Genomic DNA, 18,065 nt, shown 5'->3' with positions numbered 1-18,065 from the left:
AAACATGGGAGGTGTAGCGACGATGAAGAAATTTGTGATCGGCGTGCTATTCGGATTGCTTCTGGCGTTGGCGCCGTTCGCCTATGCGACCAGCAAGATCGAAGTCGACTTGTTTCCGGTCAAGTTGTGGCTGAATGGGGAGCAGAAGAAGCTTCCGGAGGAATTAGCGATTCTGAATTATAGAGGTCATGCTTATGTACCGATCCGGTACCTGGCGGAGCAGTTTGGTGGAAAGGTGTCGTATGACGAGCGGGAGGAAGCGGTCTCGGTCAGCTTGGCGCCATTACCTGCTCTGCCCGATCCGTATACGTACGAGATGGCGGAACGCAACGGCGATCTGATGAAGCGGCGCCCGGACAAGAAGAAGATCGAAACTTTCGTGCGAAGCGTGCATGAGGATACGGAAGACTGGATTCGTCTGACGTCGCATACGATTGAGGGTGATCCGCTTATTGAATCGTTGATTTACGATAGTGCCTCCAAAAACATCCATTACATTCAAGATCGGTCTCGCGATCGGTTCGGCAGCATGGCGATCATGGCAGTAAGCTGCAAACGGCTCGAGGATGCAAAGGCCGGGGAGGGGGGCTCGAAGTATCGTTTGGTGGGGTGTGACGGTTATTCGCGAGAGATCGATCTGATTTCGTTCGACAAGTAATAGATGGGATAAGCGGTCAAGCGAAAAAGGTGGTTACACGACGGCAGCCGGCCAAAATGTTCGGCTGCCGTCGTTGCGCTAACGGGCAGGATAATGCAATATAAGTGTGGAATAAAGTGGTAATCGTTTCAAGATCACCTGTGATTCCCCGCGCGAGTACGCGCTTCTGGCGTTATTATATGTACGCCTGGGTGAGAGTGGCTAATCTTTGGATTAAGCGCTCTTTTTTGTTTTCCCAATCCAGTTCCGAAAAGCACTCAGAACTTAAAAAACGCTGAAGATCCTCAGCGAAAAATAGAACTAACAACTGACAGAGCCTAGGTAACGAATACAATGGGAGAAAGCACCCCGGCGAACTGCTCCTGGTCGTTACATTCGCAGCTTCAAAAGCCCCCGCTTTGTCCGGAACAGAGAAAAATTTTAAAAAAATTTGTGTCTTTTTTCCATCCTGAAGTGTCTAACACAACTGGGAGGTGCACCGATCCGTGAATTGGCACGATAATGATCTGTTAATGGAGCATTATGATCGCATCAAGCGGTACATCGTTTACAAAGCCGGAATCGATCAAGCGGAGGATTTGACGCAGCAGGTGTTTCTCAAAGCCAATCAGTCGCTGAACTCGTTTCAGAACAAGTCGAGTTTGTACACTTGGCTGTATGCCATTGCCTCCAACATCATGATGAACGAAGCACGGAGGGCGTATCATACCAAGGAGTTGCCGGTAGGTCAGGAGACTGGCTTTTCGCGGTTCATAACGACTGACTTCACGAAGGAGGTGGATTTCAAAATTGATCTCGGTACTTCCTTCAATAAACTGGATCAGCTCGACCGGGAAATTCTCACCTTGCGTTATATTGCCGACTACTCCTTCCGCGACATCGCCAAGCTGTTGAAATTGAATGAAGGCGCGATCAAAAACAGGATGTACCGCTGTCTCGGAAAAATGAGAAATGACTTGGAAAACTGGCACATCGCAGTGCCCTTCAACCCGAAGCAGTACATTCATATGGTCAATATGCTGGAAACGGGGCAAAGCGGTCCGGAATTCCAGAAGGTGACCGACGATTTCACGGCCATTTTACGCAAAAACTTCCGGCGCATTACATCAGCTTTAAATTTCACCCCGCACACCAAAATAGCGTATGAGATTTATCCCGATCGGGAGTCGATGCTTTCTATGCTTCCCGAAGGGCATCCCTCTAAAAAAACCAGCATCGGAAACGTCGGTAAGTTGAACGTTGTGAAGATCGTTTCACCTTTGAATCCGGGAGTTGATTATCACAATACCGTCCGGCAATCTTTGGCTCTGTATAGCATGGCGTTAACCAAGCAATCGAATCCTCAAACACCGCTTTTTCTAGTATATGGGATAGGAGGGTATGTCGGGCAAGGATTGTCCCGCGAGCAAGTACGAAGTCGGATAACTTCCAGGTACCGACAACGTGAACTGCCTTCGATGACTTACTTGCGGGTAGCGGACTGGCTTAAGTTTTTAGAGCTTGGAGGCTTCGATTTATGCTACACCGTGATTGATTTTATCGTAACCCGACATAGCTGGGACGCCCTCCACCGCCTGCTTCGAGACCCGGGCAACCTCGAATCCATCGTTGGGCGCCCATCTGGCCAGTTCGAGGCGGAGTGGAAGCAGTTCTTGATAGACCAGTATATGGATGATGCGTGTAACTCATCAGGAGCCGTAGTGCCTCCGGAACAGCCAAGTTCGAAAGAACGGTGTTTGACGATTCTTATACCCAACAATGACGACGGCTCGCTCCGATGCAGAATATCCACATTCGTCGAATGTGCGCAAGTTTTCAAATCCGCCAATCCCGGGATAGAGGTTACCATTGCCACAATGCCAATACCCGATTTCCAGGGGGCCAAGTTTTTGGAACGAATAAGCGGATCCCATGCCGTAGACCTCGTCTTATGGCCTTATGATGCCGCGTTCAGCAGACAGGGCCTGTTTGCCGATCTGCTTCCCTTTTGCAAGGAAGATGGAATAACTCCCGACGACTTGTACAAACCGCTAACCGATCTGATGACAGAGGACGGACAATGGACAGGGATCCCGATGTCTCCTCAACCTCTGGCCGTATTTTACAACAGAGATTGGTTCAACAGGGCAGATTTGCCCGAGCCTACGGAGGATTGGACATGGGAACAGTTTTTCGCCATGTCGGCCCGTTTGAAAGAGGCCAACACGGCTCGGGGGAAGGAGATTTGCGGCAGCGCAGTTCCGATCTTCCCAGGGTTATTTGAATCCCTTGCACAAAGCAACGGCGGCAGCATGCTGTCACCTGACAATAGCCGCTTTACCGGATATCTGGATAGCCGACCTGTCATCGAAGCGTTCGCCTTGCTGCTGAAGGAGATCAACAACCAAGATGTCATAAAAAAGATGCCGAACGGGGCAGATGCAATCCTGGGGGAAATTTTCTCAGGCAATATGGGAATGGGCATCGGGGTAATCGGAAACTATTTGTTTCTTGCCCGTAACCCGGAGTTGAAAGATAGGATCGGAGTCGCGCCGCTGCCCCGCCTGGCGAGAGGAGTTCGGGCCAATACGATCGGGATCGAGGCTGCTCTGTCCATCGTCGCCGCTTCCAAGCAGCAACCGCTGGCCTGGAAGTTTATCAAGGATATTGTCCTTAACCCGGATAGCGAATTCCAAGCGGATTGGTCGAAACTGGGAATGCCTGTCTCCCGGTCTTCCATTCAAAAGCTTAAGCTGAACGACGAGCCGGCATGGAAGGTATTCATAGACGAATTGAATCATGCCGTCAAGCCGATCGTTTACCGCAACCCCAAAATCAAAAAGATCGCTGCGGCAAAAAATATGTTGAATCATCTTGTTTCTCTCCGTTCGGAAGCGGAAGTGCAAATGGAACTTTCACGATTAGCTTCCGAGCTTGATGGATGGTTGGATGAGACAAATAAGCACGAATGAAGTGGAGGGCCTTATTCTTTAAAGGGGGAAATGCCGAGTGAAAGAAATCAATATGGCTAATATGGGGAGCAGTGTTGTTTCTGCTCGGTCTTTGTTTAGCCGCAGTCGCGGCGGAATCGGAGCCTCTTGCCGGCGTCGTTCTTACTTTTACTTCAACTTTTTCCATTTCCGCATCGTTTCAGTTGAACATTTCAGGAATCAAGCGGAACATGGCTAACAATCGTGTAATGATGGTTGTTATCGGCATTTTTTTCACTATAATCAATACGTTTGCCTACATCTACTCCTTGATTGTCGGGTTAGCCAAAGTAAGTTTGTACAGCAACGGATTGGCGCTGCTTCTATTTATATTTGCGATCCTCATTCCTGCCGCTTTGGCTTTCATAACCGCCATTAGGGGTGGAATGCCGAGCACGAAGGACAAGATAAAGATAAAGAGATAGTGGAGTGAATCATTCGTGGCAGTGGAACGAATGAAAAAGGCGCATACAATCTATGTGTTATGCGGTGCCCTGTTATCCGGGTGCTCGTGATACAAGAAGAGGTGGGTAATGAAGTTATATATATATGTTGTGGTATTCTTTATCGTTTACAAATATGTTATGCCTTTTTTAAGGCTTTCTTTTGAGAACATGCATATAAGGGTAAATTTAAAAAAGCTAAATCATAAAAATTACAGAATTATTCAGAATGTATCCTTGCCCGAATATCATGTTCATAAGTTAAAAAATGGAGAAATGGTGCCGTATTCGGCCACAGGGCAAAATCTTTTCATCGATTATTTGATTGTATCTAAGTACGGCATATTTCTAATTAAACTATTGAATTTAAAACACAGATTCTCTGGACTCAAGGGGAGGGAACATGGTGAGAATTGGACTTGGACTCGTTTTTCAAGTATTCGACTTCCCTTAGTACCGGGGCTTGGTGATACTCATATAAAAGTCCGAAATCCATTAATTGAAGCACAATTGTTTTCCGTATCGTTAAAAAAGCATGTGCATCCCATTGAAAAAAGGATTCCTTTCCATCCCATTGTCATCATTATTCCTAAAATTAAAACTGCCAATCTTTATAATAACCAGGCAGATGTGACTTTTTATCACTCTTTACTCAGAATGATTGAACAATATAAAGATGTGGCTCTAAATGATGACGAAATTGATAACATTTATCAGAACATAATGAAAGTCTGTAAATAAGTCCTTTATTAAGCTAACGGGCACGATAGTTAAAAATGTAAATGAGAGAGCCCTCATATTCTGATGGCTCTCCTTATTAACATGCTTTCTCTATTTCGTTACCATCATGGCCCGCGCAGTGGGGCGATTTGATAAAAAAATACATACCTTGCGCCGGTCTTTTTGTTAAGATGAACTTAATTGAAATGATTCCAAAGCATAGGGAGGAAGGTAACCGTGACCATTGACGCTGTCCAGTGGGACTTCGACTAAATCGTGGACCACCTGTTCGAGCCATTGGAGCTGGAGCGGATCACTGGGGGGCGGCGGCCATGTCGCTTTCCAACCTGTACCGGCTGTTCTATGCGCTCTACCGGTGGCCCAACTAGTCAGAGCATACGTATCCGATGGAACCCGAGCGTGTTCGCCCGGTATGTGTCGGGGGACGACGCCGATCTGGAGCGGACAACCGTCGTGGAGTGCTATATTCCGATCATCACAACGGGAGGTACGTTATGATTCAGCCTGTGAAGAAGCTCAATGAAGGCTATAAGCCTTCTGCTGTGCCTATGGCGCTTAGGGCTATAGCAGGCGGCTTACGCCATATGGCAAAGTCCAAACCTACTAGAAGATATGGAAGGAGAACGAAAGATGACCGCCCACCTCGATCACCAAAAAACCACCATCATCCATCATGTCCGGGATGTTAGGCAATCAGCCGAATAGTACCATGAAAACCTCGGATTCGAGATTGGTCCCCATGAATTTGGCTCCTTCGCCGAAATGCAGCTGGACGGGAAGTACATGTTTCACCTTACTCCCGCCCGGGGGCCAGTGAAGCCCCATTCCTTCCCGATCTTGGCCTTCACGTCTCTGGATATCGAAATGACCCATGCGGCTCTACAGGCCCGTGGCGTCTTGGTAGAAACAATCCAATGGTTCCCAGACTACTCCTCCTTCACTTTGCGCCAATTGGCTCGTCAAGCGGCAGAGCAGTATGCCATCGTCGCCGGCAACCTGTCAATCATGCGCGACATGTTCCCATTCCCGCACGGTGGTGTTCCTGGGGACGAAGCTGGGCGACCCAGGCGATCGAACTGCTGAAGGAAGCGAAGAATGCAGGGCGACAATACGAATTACAATTGCTTGTCAACTCCTATTCTCCGTCCGTAATACCGATTCACGGACGGTCAACTCCGATTCCACATTCATATCCACCCACCGGCCCTGGGAGGCATCAGGCTGGTCGCCGGTCAAAATGTCCAGCGCCGCTTCGGTCAGTTGCTCAATGTTCGGGCCGACAGTAGTGAGCGGAACGTCGAAAACTTGCTCCATCTCCGGAATACTGTCGTACACAACAACGGAAAACTGTTCCGGGATGCGGGCCTGCTGCTTTCTCACAATTTTGTTGAACTCGAACAGCACACCGTGGCTGTCCAAGACGAAGGCAGTCGGTCTCTCTTGCGGTTTTTTGCCGATGAGCGCCAGCAATTTCGCTTCCGGCAGCGAAGAAGGCCTCGGATAATGGATGATAAAATCCGGGTGATACGACAGCTGAAACTCCAGCAAACCGTGCATGAATCCAGACAGTTTTTCCTCGTCTTGGCCAATAAATGCGATGCTCCGGTGACCGAACTCGGCCAAATGCTGTACTGCCTTGAATATGGCGCCTTTGCGATCGATGCCGATCCGGTGTGCGTTCTCCAGGACATTGCCTCCCATTACCAGCATGGAGCCTGCAAACTTCTCCTTTTGCTGGAGAAAGCTCAGACTAAGCGGCAATCCCGGGCTGCTCCAGAATATAAGCCGATCGATGAAATGTTCGCTGAACTGCCGGATCGCTTTATCCGGATGCGCCAGCGAAATCATCGTGCTGAACCCGCGCTGGTCGGCCCGCTTCTGCAAGCTGTTGCACCAATGACTGAAGAACAATCCCCGCGCCCCGTGCCAGATGATGCCGATACAATTCGATCTTTTATTGACCAACCGCTTGGCGGCAAAATTTGGGATATAGTTCAGTTCGTTGGCGAGCGCGACAATTTTGCTTCTCGTCAGCTCGTTGACGCCTGGCTCATTGTTCAACGCCCTGGACACGGTGGCGATCGTAACCCCGGCGGCTTTGGCAATATCTTTAATTGTCGTCATGGAGAATCGACTCCCTTTACCTATCGTCGTCGGAATAAGTATAACATACAAATGAATACAAAACGTCTAGCGTCGCAAGCAGCATATAACTGGCTCAAGAATGTGATACAGGAATCAAATAGGAAACGTTTACGATAACTGTATTATATTAAAATTACCTATTCATATACAAGTAAAATCAATATTTTTAAAAAAAGGGTATTGTAAAAATTGTAAACGTTTAATATAATTCTTTTTGAAACCGGTTTCATTACTTTAACAACAGAATTGTAAACGTTCAATTATTTATTGCGAAGGAGGATTGCAATGAGATGCAAGGTCAAACACACGATTGCGGTTTGTTTGGTCATAATGCTCGGAGCGGGCATGCTCGTTTATGCCGCCAGCAATGGTGAGGCTTCGTCGGGCGTACCGCTCGACATTGTGAAAAACGGCGAGGCGAAGGCGGTCGTCCTCGTCTCGCCCAGTGCCGATTCAGGTACGGTCGCCGCGGCGGGGACGTTGACCGACTATGTTTACAAGTCGACGGGAGCGAGCCTGCCGGTTATGACCGAAGCCGACCTGAGCCCATCGCAAAACGGCTACGTCCGCATCTTCGTCGGCTACATTGGTACGGGCGGGGACCCGAATGCAAGCACCGAGCTATCGGGGATGAACGGGGACGGCTTCGTGATTCGCCCTTACGGTCATACCATTGCAATTGTCGGTCCGACGCCGACCGGAACAGAATTCGGCGTATACGATTTTCTCGAGCGTTATGTCGGCGTCCGTTGGCTACTTCCCGGTCCCGACGGGGAAGACGTGCCGGCGCGGACGCAAGTCACTGTTCCGCGAACAGCGATCCGCGAGGAGCCTGCAGCAATTTCGCGTCAATTTTTCGGATTGTGGACCCCGGAGCGGGAAAAGTGGGCGCGCTTCAACCGCATGCACGAAACCATTGCGTTTCATCACAACATGAACGTGCTGTTCGATCCGAAGAAATTCGCGGACCATCCCGAATATTACCCGGGCGGCAACGTGCCGACGCATCCGTTCGACTGGCAGCCCTGCTTCTCCAATCCGGCAACGGTCACGGCGGCGGTTTATAGGATCAATCAATATTTCGATGCGAACCCGGATAAGATGTACTATTCGCTCGGTATCAATGACAGCAAAAATTTTTGCGAAGCGAATCCGGCTCACCCGAGTTATCCGAACAAACTGAATTCGATCGGTAAGCTTGACATGTCAGACATTTATTATGGGTGGGTAAACCAGGTGGCGGCAGGCGTGCTGCAAACGAAACCGGACAAATATTTCGGCTTGCTCGCTTACAGCAGCGTCTACGACCCACCTTCTTTTGCGCTGAATTCGCATGTCATTCCGTACATCACCGACGACCGGATGGCGTGGGCCGATCCGGACTTATCCGCGAGTGGATCGACTGCGATGGCTACATGGGCGGCGAAGGCGGACAAAATCGGCTGGTACGATTATTTGTACGGAACGCCGTATGCGCTGCCTCGCGTCTATCCGCATTTGATGAAGGACAACTATGCAGCGGGGGACAGTCATCATGTGATCGGACATGCTGCGGAGTTGTATCCGAACTTCGGTGAAGGGCCGAAAGCGTGGTTAGCGGCGAAACTCCAGTGGAATCCGAATCAGAACGTCGACGTATTGCTGGACGACTGGTATACGCATGCCGTTGGCGCCGCGGCCGCACCCTATTTGAAGCAATATTTCGATCATTGGGAGCAGTTCTGGACTACGCGCGTGCTTCCGTCGAACTGGTTCCAGGCATGGAAAGCATCCGTCCCCGGGGTGCGCGGCAGGTACGAATATTTGCCGTTCCTCGATTCGGATTACATGAACTTGGTGACGGAGCAGGAAATCGCCGACAGCCGTAGTAGGCTGGAATTAGCTGTCGCCCAGGCGGGAACGGCTCAACAGGTGAAGCGAGCCCAACTGCTGCTTCGTTCGTTCGACTATTACGAGGCGGCCGCACTCGGTTATCCGCGCGAATCGGCGGTGGCCGCGCCGGCCGACGAGACGCAAGCGCTGGAGCTGCTGGACAAGGCGATGGAGAAGGTGGAATGGGCTCAGAAGCAAAAAGATCTGCTCTGGCAGTTCGAGACCGATCCGGTGCTGATGCAGCCCCATAAGCCGCCGGAGTGGGACGGCATCTGGTCCGGCATGAAGAGCGGGGCGTTCAACGCTTTGAGCGATTGGGTGCTGGCGGAACCTTCGGGCGGTGCTGTCAGGCTGCGGCTGGAGCAACTGGCGACCGGAAGCCCGGTGCCCGGCGTTGTCGATATGGCCGCGCTTCTGCTCGCGCAAGTACGAGGTGTGACGAATTTGGCGCAAAATCCGTCGTTTGAGTCGGGGGCGACGACCGCTCCGCCATGGTATTTCTGGGTGGAAAACACGGCTTCCGGTGTGATTCAGCGGACGAACGCCGCGTCCCGGAACGGCGGCTATAGCCTGCTCGCCAGCGGGGTCAATCCTGGAGGGCCCGTTCTGCAAAACGTACCGCTCGGGCCAGGCAAATACGGAGCCGTCTTCCATTATTACACTCCCGGAGGGACACAAACAAAAGGCTCGTTGCAATGGATGTTCAATCTAAAAGCTTCCGGTGGGGCAACCTTAGCGGCGACGCAATCGAACCGGGTCGCTGTGCAATATTCGAGCGGGCAATGGACGACCGCTCTTCACATCTTTGAAGTGAAGCCGAGCTATGGGGGGAAGACGGTGCAATACGCCCAGGCCGTTATTACGCTTTGGAATTTCGCCCCCGGCGAACAAGTTTACATTGACGACGTCGCCATTTATAAGCTGGATTGAGGACCTTCCGAATAAAAGACCTTCCCGACCGCACCCGCTGGTGCGATCGGCGAAGGCTGGTCCGAGCCCCGCGAATTCGGGGACGGCTGTGTGATGCGAACGAGACGTTTTCACCGATATAAGGCCGAAGCTCTGTTTTGTACAATCAGTAATCGATTTCCAAAAATCCTACATTCAGTTTATGAGGTGACTCATATTGAGACAATCTGCGATTTATACGACAGCGGCAGCATTATCCTTATTGTTTCTGCTCGGAGCTTGCGGCGGAAACGAAGAATCCGCACAGCAGGTGAAGACGGAGCCGCCGAAGAATGAGAGCCCGAAGCCGGTAACGGTCAAAATCGCCCAACGACACCTAACCGAGGACGAGTTCAAACGTTTTATCATCGAGCCGGTCAAGAAAAAGTATCCGCACATTACGGCGCAATGGGTCGATTCGTCCAAAGTATCTTTGGCCAGTATGATTACAACCAAAGAAACCCCCGACATCAGCGTCGACTATCCGCTCGCTTTGACCCAATTGCTTGATATGAAGGTCGAGCTGAATATGGACGATGTGATCAAAAGTGCAAAGTTCGATTTGAACCGGATTCGCCCAGAATTTCTTGAGTCGATCAAGACGGCCAGCGGACTGAACTATTTGATCGGGCTTCCGATTTACAACAACTCGTTCGCCTTGTTCTACAACAAAGATTTGTTCGACAAAATGGGCGTCCCGTACCCGAAAGACGGCATGACCTGGGATGGCACGCGCACGATCGCCGCGAAAATGACGAGAACCGAAGGAGGCGTGCAATACTGGGGGTTGTACCCGGGGGAACTGTACCGTGGCGCGTACCAGGCCGGCCTGCCGTTTATCGATTTTGCCGGCAAGAAGGGCGCTTTGCAAACGGAAGGGTGGAAGCAACTGTTCGAGCTATGGTCCGGCCTGTACAAAATTCCCGGCGCGACGAATTTGCTGCCTAGCGACCCTCCGACGCAGGCGACGCAATCGTTTCTGAAAGGGGAGGTGGGGATGCTTGCCGGACATTCAGCCACTCTGCAAAGCTTGAAAACGGTGAAAAACTTCAACTGGGACGTCGTCACCTATCCGGTCAATCCGAAAGCGCCGGGAACCGGGCAGCGGGTCGATTCGCTTGTTTTCTCGATCACGAATGCGAGCCCGAATAAAGAGGCGGCGTTCCAAGTCATCGAAACGCTACTGTCGAACGAAGTCCAGAACGATCTGTCCCGATACGCGAGGGTGTCTGTATTGAAGGATGACAAAGTGCAGCAGGCGTTCGGCCAAGACTCCGCCGAATATCAGTCCAAAAACGTCGTCGCGATGACAAAGCCGAAGCTGGCCATTATTCAACCGTTCAAGTACAAATTCCCGACCGAGACGAACCCTGCCGTACTCGTATCGAAAGCGTTCCAGGAAGTGATGACGACCGGGAAAGACATCAATACGGCGCTACGGGAGGCGGACGAGAAGCTGACGAAAGCGATTCAGGAACTGGACAGATGATTCGTATTCCTATCGGGGCGGCACATTCCCCCTGCTAGTCGGGGGGAAGCCGTTTGAGACATGATTTCGAGCAAGCGATCGTCGTACTGTTCAGCCGTGACCTTGTGCAAGAGCATCCGGGAGACCATCGTCAGTTTGACGATGGTCTGTACATTTTCTTCTCAGGTTTACGATTCGATTTTTAGGCTGCTTGGCTAGGCGTGGTTGTTTTGTTTGCACGGATTTCATGGTCATTCTTGGCGTCACAGTATTGTTTGACGCTTCGAAGCTCGCGGGTACGTTTATAGATTCGATAGCCATCGTACTCTATGTCGCCTTGATCATACTGGGCACAAGTATGAGGAAAAACCGGTTTGACGGTCAGCAGCTGCAGGAATAGGGATTTCCGAGTTGTCTTCTGGCTATGCCGTGTTCAGCCTACGGATGTATCCGTTTTGTCGTGGCTAAAATAACTTTTTAAACTCAACGGGTCCCACATCCATTTAAAGGTACCGTCTTGATAGAGGAGCGGGCTGCGCTCAACTCCGCTGCGTGAATATTTTTCAACATGATTGACCTGCATCTGGTATTCACTGGTGAAGTCGATTTGTGCAATAGCTACCCAGTACGCAAAGCTGTTCTTCTGGTGGAGAGGAGCTGCTACAACTTGACCTTGATGGTTATCTACAACTGCACGGGCCTTCATCTTTTTGAAACTACCGAAACCATTACTGACTGCGCTATAAGCTGCAAACATAACGTATTTTAGTTCTTCCGGTCGATGAATTTGAATGGTTTCCTTTCCATGAACTCGTGCATCGCCATCAAGTTGTATGTAGGGTGTTTTATCGATCGAACCAAGATTACGGTAGTATATTTTACCAACCACATCATCTTTGGTTACATAGAAACAGTATAAGTCGAGATCTTTTTTTGCTTTGAGGTCAGGGGTTCCAAAAATTCAAGTGTGCCAGGTGTCGTGGACTTCTAGTAATGCACCGTAAAACAAGTCTGTTTGATCAAGCATGATCCTATGCCCGGCATTAGGAATTAAAAATAAACGTTTAGTAGGAGCATGGATTCGAGCAAAGTAGGTTTGGGCGATAATGTAGGGGGCTTGCCAGTCATCCCCGCCTAAAATATAGTAAACGGGAACTTTATAATCTGTGGATTCAGCGTTTAAGTCAAAGCCTCCTAGAAATTGTTCCAGTACGTTTTGGTTTGCCTTAAATGCATTTAAAAATGCCCAAATATCCGAGAGCTTAAAGATAGGGCTTTTACATACTTTTAACCAAATGGAAAGATCATTTTTACCAGCTAAATTGAATTTCCCTTGAAGCTTGCGTACTTTGCTGCATTTTTTTAGGAACTCCCGATCTAATAGGAACTTATCGCCAGGGTAATCCCCTATATATTCAAGCTTCTTCAGTGATTTTTTATCGTTAGCCTGTACGATTAATTCCTTTAATTTCTCATAAGCGACACGCTCATTTTCAAGCATGGAAATTACTTGCGCGACTCCAATATAATAAGCGACTTCTTCCGGATATTGCTTGATAAACGTACTCCCTAGTACACTGCCCCAGGAACGGCCAAGTAAAACGATCTTTTGCTGATTATATGTTTTCTTTAGATATTGAATCACTTCAAACAAATCCTTAAGCATCAAGTCCATTGTGGGATAATCCTCTTTATTTCTAACCAGCGTTTTTCCGGCACCGCGTTGGTCCCAATGAACGATAGTGAATATTTCTTCCAATTTACCTTGAAAGAGATGTGCGAATAGGGATTCGACGCTGCCAGGCCCGCCATGCAAATATAATAGAACCGGATTGTCAGTTTTTGTACCAGCATGAAACAAATACTGGTCGATCCCATTGATAGGCACATATTCTTCCCTATAAATCGAACGTTTAGATGTATTCTTCATTTTCCTATCCTCTATTCTTCGATTGATTCCTTCGTCTTTCAAATTCCTTTATGACTCTCGTTTGCGTCTCCTGATCGTTCTCGTCCACTTCCAACACGCTGTCTTCTTCAAAGCCATCTTGCTCATTACCGTCATAACGGTACAGCTTCTTTAACAAGCTCCATAAGCTCTCCATTTCTTCCATTGTGAAATCTTTGAAAAGATGTTCCAAGAAAAATAGTCCATTTTCAGAGGCTTGCAGCAATACCTGTTTTCCGGATTCCGTAATTTTAACGTTGATCGCACGTTTATCCTGTTGACTGGGTACAGAAAGTAAGAACCCTTTATTTTCAAGAATGGTAATGAGTTGTTTCACACTTTGCTTGCTGGTCCCTAACTTTCTTGCAATATTGTTGAGTGTTGTTTCATTCTCAGCCAGATGAGCAACTGCTGTCATGGCCATAAACTGTCTTGTCGTAACATGCCCAATGGATTTATCGCCTTGAATCTGAAGCTTATTTGTCAGAGAAAAAAGGGTTGCAAAAGCTTGTTGCATTAAAAATATCTCTTTGTAAGTATCCATAACCCCAGCCTCCAAGTAGACAATATATTGTCTATTTTATCTGATTTCACGATTTAGTCAATATCATGTCTATATTTGTTTGAAATTCACCGCGCTTGGGATGCCGCGCGTTTTTTGTTATGCTTCCTATAGAGGATTTGAGAGAAGGAAGCAGGGAACCTATATGAAAAAAATTCTGATCATCGATGATGAAGCCGATCTTCGGAAACTGCTGACGGATTACTTTGAAATGAACGGCTATTTGGTAGTGACCGCGGAGAACGGCTTTGAGGCGCTGCGGCGGATTGAAAATCAAAACCAACCGGACCTTGTTTTGCTGGATATCAATATGCCTGAACTGAACGGTCTTGAGTTATGCCAAAAAATCCGGCGTTTTGTGTCCTGCCCCATTTTATTTCTAACCGCTCGCGTGGAGGATACGGATAAAATATCCGGTTTTCAGGCCGGGGGAGACGATTATATTCTGAAGCCGTTCAGTATTCATGAACTGGGCGCAAGGGTAGAGGCGCATTTACGCAGGGAAATGCGGAGCCACAATAAAGCGTCGATCAAGTTTAGTGAAGATTTGGTTATTGATTATTCGGCTCGTGCTCTTTACATCCATGATGTTCCCATTTCCTTGGCAAAAAAGGAGTTCGATATTATAGAGCTGTTGTCCACTCATCCTGGAATGGTGTTTGATAAGGAACGCATTTATGAAAAAGTATGGGGGTTTGACGTCGAGGGCGACAGCGCTGTGATCGCGGAACATATCAGGCGTATTCGTTTGAAATTGAAAGAGCATGGCTGCGAAAATAAGGTTGAAACGGTCTGGGGAGTCGGATACAAATGGCGAAAATCTTAGGCTGGCTGCAACTGAAGCGGATGACCTTACCGCAATCTTTCATCCTTTTATGCTCGCTTACGCTCATTGCCGTTTTAACCGTCATCGTTCTGGAGTTTAGATGGGCGGAAAGCATACGGCTGCATTTTGCCGACCGTTCTTCCGTAAATGACTGGGTGTCGCTTTCCCTCGTTGCGCTGGTACTAGTAACTGTTGCCGTAGGTATAGTGCTGATGGCGAGCCTCTTTTATCGATGGAAACTGAAGAAGCCGATTGACCTACTGAGGAAGGCATCGGAGAAAATCGCGAAGAACGATTTGGGGTTTCATATTACTTACGATGCGCAGGATGAGATGGGCGAGCTATGCGGCGTGTTTGAAAAAATGCGCGGTCAATTGGAGCAAAACTATAAAGTGCTGTGGCGTTCGGTCGAGGAGCGCAAACAACTGAATGCTATTTTTGCCCATGACCTGAGGACGCCGCTATCGGTCCTGAAAGGATATTCCGAGTTTCTTACCACCTATCTCCCTGAAAACCGCGTATCCGAGGAAAAACTTCTGGACACGATTCAAACGATGAAAGTCCATATTGTGCGTCTTGAAAGCTACACGGAAGCCATGAACTCGATTCAAAGGCTGGAGGATATGCCGATCCATCGCCAAGAGGTTGAAGTGGATCATCTGACCTCCTTGCTGGATGACAGCGCGCGACAAATCACAAGTCGAAACGGCAAGACGTTCGACTCGTCCAGAACGGGGGATTCCCCAAAAATCATTGTCGATATCCATGTGGTGACGCAGATTTTTGAGAATGTCATGGCGAATGGAGTGCGTTATGCTTCCAGTCATGTAAGTATTCATTATAGCGTCGACAAGGGTGTCTTTTCCATAACCGTTACGGATGATGGGGCCGGATTTTCGGATGCCGCACTTCAAAAGGCCGTGCTTCCTTTTTACCGGGGAGAGGCGTGGGATGCGAATGAACACCATGGGCTGGGACTTTATATTTGCAAAGTGCTGTGCGACAAACATGAGGGGAGTCTGCATGTAGAGAACGAATCCGATGGCGGCGGAAAAGTAACGGCCCGTTTTTCTGCAGGGTTGATAAAAAGTTGAAAATGATGCATTAGTATTTCCTTATCATAGGGATAAGGAGTGCTGCAATGATCGCTGTGCAAAAGAAATTAGTCCTCTGCTTGAGCTGCTTGTCGATGGTATTTTCCATTTTTGCTATACCCGTTTCCGCTATCGAAGTTCGAAACGAGACTGAAATCCGCAAGGAAATTGATGACTACGTTCTAAAAAACATGAAAGCCAACAGTATTAAGGGCGCAACTCTTGCTATAGCCAATAAGGAAGAGATATTCTATGCGCAAGGTTACGGTGTAAGCTCCGATGGCCGCGCTATAAGAGGCAGTACCCCCTTTCCGATTGCTTCATTAAGTAAATCGTTTACAGCACTGGCTGTCCTGCAGATGGCGGAAGAAGGACTAATCGACCTTGATGCGCCGTATACTTCCTTTTTTCCAGACCTATCCCCTGAGGACGAACGCGTTCACGATATGACGGTTCGGCATTTGCTTAATCAGACAAGCGGTCTTACGGATAAAGTGAATCCCGACATGACAAGAGACCCGCAATATCAATCGTTGCAAGAGGTTAACAGATCGTTGAACACGGTAAAGCTCGCCCATGATCCCGGAGAAGCCTATGCGTACCACAATCCCAACTACCAGTATTTGGCGCTTCTTGTGGAGAAAGTCAGCGGACAGCGTTTCTCCGCTTATCTGAAACAGCATATATTCGATCCCTTGGGGATGAGCCACACCTTCAACGTCAGTACCACACGGCAAATCAACGAGAATCCCGCCATTCCGCAAGGGCATTATCTCTGGTTTGGTCATCCGATAAGAAAGGCGGAGCCCTCTTGGTTTATTGATGGTCCGGCCGGAATTGTTTCAACTGCAGAAGACATGGCAAAATGGATGCTTGCCCAATATCATGCCCGTCTTCTCGCTCCGGAGCTTATGGAGCAATACCATGCAGTTGGGCCACGCGGCCCGTATGGAATGGGGTGGCTTGCAGAGGAGGATGAACATGGGGGACGCACGATTTCCCATAGCGGAATTTTCTGGACGTATAAGGCGGAGGAAACGATCTATTTGGATCAGCAGTTTGGCATCGCGGTGATGTTCGACTCCGGGTTACATGCGTTTGTCAATTATTCCTCTTTTGTTGAAGGGATTTCACGGATTCTAAAAGGAGAGAAGGCTGAAACTTCTGTCTTGACCGGCAGACATATGGAGACGGCTATGGTGGTTCTGGTCATTGGAACGTCCCTTTGGGGAGCCTATTCGATCTTCCGTATCCAGAGGAGGAAGAAGGACATCACAACCGTGAAATTGATTATTTCATCGGTCGGGAGACTGCTCCCTGTGTTGATTCTTCTATTCCTGTCACCGCTAACTACTTTTATTGGCGCCGGGCGAGTCGTACCCTGGTTTGGACTATGGACCACCATGCCGTCTCTGATCGTATGGCTAGCTATACTGTCGCTGGTAAATATAACGAATCTGGCATTCCGTTACCGGTTGTATAACCGATCATGGAACAAGCTCAAAAGGCAGGAGCCATAGTTAAGGCCCCTGCAGATGATGCCTTTTGGGCGTCAGTGGGCGTAAGCCGTCTGTGCGGCGTTTCCTCCCAGCCAGAACTGTTTCAGAGGCACCATGGATTCCTCCGGCACGTAATATTTGAAGCAATTGTCGCTGATATCGCCGAGCAGCTGCCGGCGAATCGGATCGGCCGCTTCGAGCAGGGCAGGCGATGCCCGGTGGTAGTCGATCGGACGAATCCAGATCGGGCTGTAGCCGATAAACAGCTGGCGGCGCGTGAAGGACGAACGGTTATGCGAGCCGGCGTGCCACAAATTTTGCGGGAAAATGAACACGTCTCCCGGCTTGCCGCATACTTGCAGCTCGCCCTCCAGCGGCACGTTCACGTCGGTCTGCACCGGATGGAAATCGGGCTTCCGGTGGCTGCCGGGGATGATCTTCGTGTTGCCGCGATCCGGCTCCGACATGTCGCTCAGAATGTAGCAAATTTTCACGTAATACGGGGCGGTCAGTCCGCTGATCTGCGGAAACTTTGGATGGGGACCGTCTTGGTGCCAGTTGATGAAGCTGCTCGTCGCGGTCTTCTCGTCGTTCGGATTCGGCTTGCGCACGGTCAGATGGGAGATGTGCAGCTGAATGTTGTAGCCAAGCAGGTTGACGATCAGCGGCAGCAGCGACGGATGATCGATTAGCGACAAAATCGACGCGTCGCACTCGACGCTGTTGTATACGTTATAGGCGAGCGACTCCGGCTCTGCGGCGATGATCCGGTCGATGGCCGCGTTCAGCTCGGCGACCTTACCGTCGGACAACGCGCTGCGCAGCAGCAAGTAGCCGTCTTCCGCAAATTGCCGGCTCAGCGCCGGGACGTCCAAGTTCAAGTCGTTCATCG

Annotated in this window: 14 protein-coding genes and 1 pseudogene; 10 read left to right on the top strand and 5 right to left on the bottom strand. The window is 49.3% G+C overall.

Annotated features, from left to right (window positions below; genetic code table 11):
- Nucleotides 1-22: 22 nt before the first annotated feature.
- The 4 genes from ABD796_RS03995 to ABD796_RS03980 all read left to right on the top strand — a co-directional run bounded on the left by ABD796_RS03995 (nucleotide 23) and on the right by ABD796_RS03980 (nucleotide 4,811).
- Complete coding sequence (locus ABD796_RS03995; RefSeq protein ID WP_344903169.1) at nucleotides 23-658, top strand: DUF4362 domain-containing protein; 636 nt, start codon at nucleotides 23-25, stop codon at nucleotides 656-658.
- A 485-nt stretch (nucleotides 659-1,143) separates the two neighbouring features.
- Nucleotides 1,144-3,609 (top strand): extracellular solute-binding protein, encoded by a 2,466-nt coding sequence (locus ABD796_RS03990; protein ID WP_344903166.1) that lies wholly within the window; start codon nucleotides 1,144-1,146, stop codon nucleotides 3,607-3,609.
- A gap of 74 nt (nucleotides 3,610-3,683) precedes the next feature.
- A complete protein-coding gene (locus tag ABD796_RS03985; protein ID WP_344903163.1) occupies nucleotides 3,684-4,052 on the top strand; it encodes a hypothetical protein in 369 nt (122 codons plus the stop codon).
- Between the two features lie 108 nt (nucleotides 4,053-4,160).
- A complete protein-coding gene (locus ABD796_RS03980; RefSeq protein ID WP_344903160.1) occupies nucleotides 4,161-4,811 on the top strand; it encodes a nuclease-related domain-containing protein in 651 nt (216 codons plus the stop codon).
- 1,128 nt (nucleotides 4,812-5,939) lie between these two features.
- Here the strand turns inward: ABD796_RS03980 and ABD796_RS03975 are convergent.
- Entirely contained in the window at nucleotides 5,940-6,935 is a 996-nt protein-coding gene (locus tag ABD796_RS03975) for a LacI family DNA-binding transcriptional regulator (protein WP_344903157.1), read from the bottom strand.
- Nucleotides 6,936-7,241: 306 nt separating this feature from the next.
- Here ABD796_RS03975 and ABD796_RS03970 point away from each other — a divergent pair, with 306 nt between their 5' ends.
- The 3 genes from ABD796_RS03970 (at nucleotide 7,242) to ABD796_RS03960 (ending at nucleotide 11,450) form a co-directional block, all read left to right on the top strand.
- Nucleotides 7,242-9,758 carry a DUF4838 domain-containing protein gene (locus ABD796_RS03970; RefSeq protein WP_344903154.1) on the top strand — a complete coding sequence of 839 codons (2,517 nt, stop codon included), beginning with the start codon at nucleotides 7,242-7,244 and terminating at the stop codon, nucleotides 9,756-9,758.
- A 196-nt stretch (nucleotides 9,759-9,954) separates the two neighbouring features.
- Nucleotides 9,955-11,265 carry an extracellular solute-binding protein gene (locus tag ABD796_RS03965; RefSeq protein WP_344903151.1) on the top strand — a complete coding sequence of 437 codons (1,311 nt, stop codon included), beginning with the start codon at nucleotides 9,955-9,957 and terminating at the stop codon, nucleotides 11,263-11,265.
- Between the two features lie 53 nt (nucleotides 11,266-11,318).
- Nucleotides 11,319-11,450 carry a hypothetical protein gene (locus ABD796_RS03960; RefSeq protein WP_344903148.1) on the top strand — a complete coding sequence of 44 codons (132 nt, stop codon included), beginning with the start codon at nucleotides 11,319-11,321 and terminating at the stop codon, nucleotides 11,448-11,450.
- A gap of 258 nt (nucleotides 11,451-11,708) precedes the next feature.
- Here the strand turns inward: ABD796_RS03960 and ABD796_RS03955 are convergent.
- The 3 genes and pseudogenes from ABD796_RS03955 to ABD796_RS03945 all read right to left on the bottom strand — a co-directional run.
- Nucleotides 11,709-12,184 (bottom strand): annotated as a pseudogene (locus tag ABD796_RS03955) (TerD family protein); the annotation flags it as partial.
- 21 nt (nucleotides 12,185-12,205) lie between these two features.
- On the bottom strand, nucleotides 12,206-13,174 hold the full coding sequence (locus ABD796_RS03950; protein ID WP_344903145.1) for an alpha/beta fold hydrolase: 969 nt from the start codon (nucleotides 13,172-13,174) through the stop codon (nucleotides 12,206-12,208).
- Between the two features lie 4 nt (nucleotides 13,175-13,178).
- Nucleotides 13,179-13,736: a MarR family winged helix-turn-helix transcriptional regulator gene (locus ABD796_RS03945; RefSeq protein WP_344903143.1), complete on the bottom strand. Its 558-nt coding sequence runs from the start codon at nucleotides 13,734-13,736 to the stop codon at nucleotides 13,179-13,181.
- Nucleotides 13,737-13,899: 163 nt separating this feature from the next.
- On the opposite strand from ABD796_RS03945, the gene ABD796_RS03940 reads away from it, so the two are divergent.
- From ABD796_RS03940 to ABD796_RS03930, 3 genes are read left to right on the top strand one after another with little or no spacing between them, the layout of a single operon-like run.
- On the top strand, nucleotides 13,900-14,580 hold the full coding sequence (locus tag ABD796_RS03940; protein WP_344903140.1) for a response regulator transcription factor: 681 nt from the start codon (nucleotides 13,900-13,902) through the stop codon (nucleotides 14,578-14,580).
- Entirely contained in the window at nucleotides 14,565-15,674 is a 1,110-nt protein-coding gene (locus ABD796_RS03935) for a HAMP domain-containing sensor histidine kinase (RefSeq protein ID WP_344903137.1), read from the top strand. Before ABD796_RS03940 ends, ABD796_RS03935 begins: the two co-directional genes overlap by 16 nt.
- A 47-nt stretch (nucleotides 15,675-15,721) precedes the next feature.
- On the top strand, nucleotides 15,722-17,194 hold the full coding sequence (locus ABD796_RS03930) for a serine hydrolase domain-containing protein (RefSeq protein ID WP_344903135.1): 1,473 nt from the start codon (nucleotides 15,722-15,724) through the stop codon (nucleotides 17,192-17,194).
- 32 nt (nucleotides 17,195-17,226) lie between these two features.
- Here ABD796_RS03930 and ABD796_RS03925 read toward each other — a convergent pair whose 3' ends face one another.
- Complete coding sequence (locus ABD796_RS03925) at nucleotides 17,227-18,063, bottom strand: phytanoyl-CoA dioxygenase family protein (protein ID WP_344903133.1); 837 nt, start codon at nucleotides 18,061-18,063, stop codon at nucleotides 17,227-17,229.
- Nucleotides 18,064-18,065 lie beyond the last annotated feature (2 nt).

Origin of the sequence: Paenibacillus hodogayensis, assembly GCF_039536325.1 — a bacterium.
Lineage (GTDB): Bacteria > Bacillota > Bacilli > Paenibacillales > NBRC-103111 > Paenibacillus_AB > Paenibacillus_AB hodogayensis.
Note: the sequence above shows the minus strand (reverse complement) of the source record. Positions and strands in the feature narration are given on the sequence as shown.

What these genes read in the sequence shown, in the direction of transcription:
- ABD796_RS03995 (WP_344903169.1), top strand. Translation starts at nt 23, where the DNA reads ATGAAGAAATTTGTGATCGGCGTGCTATTCGGATTGCTTCTGGCGTTG.
- ABD796_RS03980 (WP_344903160.1), top strand. Translation starts at nt 4,161, where the DNA reads ATGAAGTTATATATATATGTTGTGGTATTCTTTATCGTTTACAAATAT.
- ABD796_RS03950 (WP_344903145.1), bottom strand. Translation starts at nt 13,174, where the DNA reads ATGAAGAATACATCTAAACGTTCGATTTATAGGGAAGAATATGTGCCT.
- ABD796_RS03930 (WP_344903135.1), top strand. Translation starts at nt 15,722, where the DNA reads ATGATCGCTGTGCAAAAGAAATTAGTCCTCTGCTTGAGCTGCTTGTCG.
- ABD796_RS03940 (WP_344903140.1), top strand. Translation starts at nt 13,900, where the DNA reads ATGAAAAAAATTCTGATCATCGATGATGAAGCCGATCTTCGGAAACTG.
- ABD796_RS03970 (WP_344903154.1), top strand. Translation starts at nt 7,242, where the DNA reads ATGAGATGCAAGGTCAAACACACGATTGCGGTTTGTTTGGTCATAATG.
- ABD796_RS03975 (WP_344903157.1), bottom strand. Translation starts at nt 6,935, where the DNA reads ATGACGACAATTAAAGATATTGCCAAAGCCGCCGGGGTTACGATCGCC.
- ABD796_RS03935 (WP_344903137.1), top strand. Translation starts at nt 14,565, where the DNA reads ATGGCGAAAATCTTAGGCTGGCTGCAACTGAAGCGGATGACCTTACCG.
- ABD796_RS03945 (WP_344903143.1), bottom strand. Translation starts at nt 13,736, where the DNA reads ATGGATACTTACAAAGAGATATTTTTAATGCAACAAGCTTTTGCAACC.
- ABD796_RS03925 (WP_344903133.1), bottom strand. Translation starts at nt 18,063, where the DNA reads ATGAACGACTTGAACTTGGACGTCCCGGCGCTGAGCCGGCAATTTGCG.